Source organism: Protofrankia sp. Cj3 (genome assembly GCF_917627355.1).
In the GTDB taxonomy this organism is placed as follows: domain Bacteria; phylum Actinomycetota; class Actinomycetes; order Frankiales; family Frankiaceae; genus Protofrankia.
Genome location: NZ_CAKJTR010000120.1, coordinates 10,903 through 14,717, shown reverse-complemented (window position 1 = coordinate 14,717; position 3,815 = coordinate 10,903). Strand labels below are relative to the sequence as shown.

The 3,815-nt window shown below is 63.6% G+C and carries 2 protein-coding genes; one reads left to right on the top strand and one right to left on the bottom strand.

Going from position 1 to position 3,815, the window contains the following annotated elements:
- Positions 1-909 (bottom strand): serine/threonine-protein kinase (locus tag MJ783_RS15950; RefSeq protein WP_239311235.1); only part of this gene is annotated, 909 nt, incomplete at its 3' end.
- Positions 910-2,213: 1,304 nt separating this feature from the next.
- Here MJ783_RS15950 and MJ783_RS15945 point away from each other — a divergent pair.
- Positions 2,214-3,722: a diguanylate cyclase gene (locus MJ783_RS15945; RefSeq protein WP_239311234.1), complete on the top strand. Its 1,509-nt coding sequence runs from the start codon at positions 2,214-2,216 to the stop codon at positions 3,720-3,722.
- The last annotated feature ends 93 nt before the right edge of the window (positions 3,723-3,815 follow it).

Below are 3,815 nucleotides of genomic sequence, written 5' to 3'. Positions count from 1 at the left end.
TACGGGTACAGCCACCGGTAGCGGCGTAGGGGCTGACGGAGGCGGTAGCGGTGGCGCGATCAGAACGTGCCGGGTGACCTGGTCCGCGAGGTCCACGCTGTCCACATAATTGCGGACGACACCGGTGACCAGCTCGACGGCGGTAGGTCGCCGTCCCGGATCCCTGTTGAGCGCTTGTAGCGTCAATGGTCTTAGGCCATCGGGAATACCGCTGAGGTCGGGTTCTTCCCGCAGCATGCGAAGCGCCGAGGCGGTGGGCGTGTCCGCGGCGAAGGGGTGCCGCCCGGTCGCGGCGAACACGACGCACATGGCCCAGGAAAAGACGTCGGCAGCGGGCCCGGCCCGTTCACCGCGCAGCTGTTCCGGTGCCATCCAGGCGACTGTCCCGATGACGTGCCCGGTCTGGGTGTGTTCGGTGGTGTCGACGGCATGGGCGATCCCGAAGTCGATGACCTTCGGGCCGTCCCAGGCCAGCAGGATGTTCGACGGTTTCAGATCGCGGTGTACAAGCCCAGCCGTGTGGACCGCGACGAGAGCGTCGGCGAGGCCTGTGGCGAGATTCACCAGGGTGGAGCTGCCGAGCCGGCCACGCTCGGCCACAGCTGTGGCAAGACTCACGCCATCGACGTACTCGGTCGCCATCCACGGGCGCTCCGCGTCGACGTCGGCGTCGCGCACCTCGGCTACGTAGTTGCCGCGGACGCGGCGCGCTGCCGCGACCTCGCGGCGAAACCGCTTCCGGAAGTCCGCGTTGTTGATCAATTCTGGGCGGATGACCTTGACCGCCAGGGGATGGCCGTCCTCGTCAAAGCCGAGATAGACGGTGCCCATCCCGCCGGCGCCCAGTCGTCCCTGGAGCCAGTACCTCCCGACTTTTCGGGGATCAGCGTCGGTCAGCGGCGCCAGCACGCCCGCTCCTCTCCTATGATCCGCACCCCATCCCGGGATCACGCTACCGAGCCCGGCGGGGTTTACGGCTGTCGGCGCATCAACTTTCTCGAGCGTGCCCTACTTGATCGTGGTGATCAAACGTATGATCGATCACATTCGTATGTAGCTGGCTGGCCGGGGTGTATAGGTAAAAGATTGTCGTAAGCGTAACCGGATGTGATCATGTTGATCGTCAGATGGTGCCAAGGAGCCGGCGGCGCGGCCGTGACCGCCCGCGCGCGGATTTTTTCGAACTTTTTAGATCAAAAATGCCTATTTCCGGATCCGAGCCTCGGAAGATAGCCCGCGCTCGGACCGGTTGCCGGATGATTTCGCGGCTTGCCGGTTGCCAACGGTGTTTTTGATCACTTTGTCGCCGCAGGCCGGCCCGGTGTGCCGCGCCGGCCGTACCTGAACTCCTGTCGGTGCCTGTCGCGAGGTCGACGACCGGCCTTTTGCGCCGGATCCCGAGTTCACTGGCGATGTCCAGCCAGTCGTGGCTGTTGCGTGGCAAGGCTGGTCGCCGGTGCTGCCCTCCTCTCCATGGTGGGCCGAGGGCAGCGCGTAGCGCTCTGATCTCCCGGTCGCGCTCAGCGATCGTGGCACGGATACGGCCCCATACGTCGATAGCGGAAACCATCGGTCCATAATGTTTCACTGAGACCGAAGGCGGATGTACAACTCGAGGCAAGGGATGTCGGTCACGTACCGCTTTGCTGGTACAGGCAGTTGTCTTGGGCCGACCTGGGGACGGCTGACCTGCCACGGGCGGCCGGTCAGCAAAGGGGGTCCTGGGAGGCAGGGGGAAGAGTCGATTTCCGTTACGCATCGTGGTGTGGGCGGAAGGTACTGGCTGGAGGTCGTCATAGAAGATCATTAAATAGCGGGTTAGCGCTCACAGGAATTTCACAGGAAATCTGACTCACTCGGGAGATTCATCTGTTCACTGACAAAAAAGTATTTTTCATATTATGGCAGGGCCTGGGTGCTGAGTAGTTGGAATGGGTTTTCCGTGTTTCGGGGCGGCCGGGTGGTGTCCATCTCGCCGCGCAGGCAATTGCCCAGATGACACCAATTCCGGTATCTCGCCGAGCTATCCGGACCGACTGGCTCCATCGGATACAACCTGATTGGCTGAAGGAGGCGCAATCATGGCTTTTTCCGCGCCTGTGGAGACATGGAGAGACTGGCCGCCCCGGGATGATCTGATGGGGCCGGGAAACAGCCGTAGATACTTGGCCACAAACCGGTCATGTCTGCTTTACCTGGCGTTCGGGTTCTGTTTGACAGTCGGTTACTACCTGGTGCCGTCACAGGGCGCGGGCCACACCGTACGGATTGTGGGCTATTGCCTGGCCAGCGCCTCGGCCGCGGTAGCGGTACTCGTCGGTGTCGGTTGCTTCCGGCCCGCACCACGGCTGCCCTGGCTGCTGCTAGCCGCCAGCCAGCTCGTGTATTTGATTGCTGGTACGGCGCTTTTCCCGCCATACCAGGCCGCCGGAGCAGCCGTGGGAGCCACGCGATTCCCCATTTTCTTTAATGCGTTTTACCTAGCTCGTTATCCGCTTGCGGTGGCGGGTTTGGTCATTTTCATACGCCGCCGGACTCCTGGGCGTGACCTGCCCGGCCTGCTGGACGCCGGTACCCTGGCGGTCGCCGTGGCCATGCTCTCCTGGCTGGGCCTGATCGGCCCGTATGTCCGCGGCGGATCCGGCCGACTGGTCGATGCCGCATCCTTGATCGGATATCCGGTCATGGATATCGCGCTGCTCGCGGTCGGGCTGAGGCTGTTCCTCGGGCCGGGCCGTCGGTCGCCTGCCTGCTTCCTGCTCATGGGTAACCTTTTTTTAATCATGACCGCGGACACCCTCTACGGGCTGCAACAACTGGGCGGCACCTATCGGCCGGGCAACTTCCTGGATGGGATGTGGCTTGTCGCCAACGTGACGCTAGGCGCCGCGGCACTGCATCCGACGATGACTCGGCTGACCGCACCCGCGCCGGCTGGGGAGCAGAACCTCGGTGGCGTCCGGCTGGCTGTGCTGCTCACGGCGGCGCTGGCCGCTCCTGTCATGATAATGATTGAATATGCCCGTGGGGTCACCCATGACATTCCGGTTATGGCGATGGCATGCGCGCTGATGTTCCTGCTGACGATCGCTCGAATGGCGGGACTCGTCTGCGACCAGCGCCGGCTGGCGATGGTCGATTCGCTGACCGGCTTGTACACACGCCGTTTTCTTGAGGCGGAGATGTCCAGCGGGCTCACCCGGGTGCGTCGCGGCGGAGGTTTACTGGGGCTGGTCATTATTGATGTTGATCATTTTAAGGAAATAAATGATCATCATGGTCATCCCGGGGGTGACAGGGTGCTTGCCGAGATCGGCGCTCGGCTACGCGCAGCGACTCGCCCAGGCGATGTGCTTGCCCGCTATGGCGGTGAGGAATTTGCGTTGTTGGCGTCCAATGTCGACTTGAGCGAGCTGGGAGCGCTCGCTGAACGGCTGCGTGCCCGGGTGGCAGGGAGCCCTATCGCCCTGGATGCCAACACCTTGATCTTCGCCACTGTGTCGGTGGGGGCCTGCGCCTTTCCGACGCACGTGTCGAGCCAGGGCGAGCTGGTCGCAATGGCGGACGGCGCTCTGTACTCCGCCAAGGCACGGGGACGGGACCGGGTGGTGATTGCCGAGATCCCGCGGCCCACGGCAGCACCTGCCGCTGACGGAGCCCGTGATGCCGGCGACGCTCAGAAGGTCAGAGATCCTCAGGGCGCCGTGGCCGAGTCCTGGTGACCGGGTCCGCTTCCCGGTAGCCGCACATACACGACCGCGGTCCGATGGCGTAGGCCGGTGGCATCCTCTTCCGCCGGCGGCCTACGCCATCGA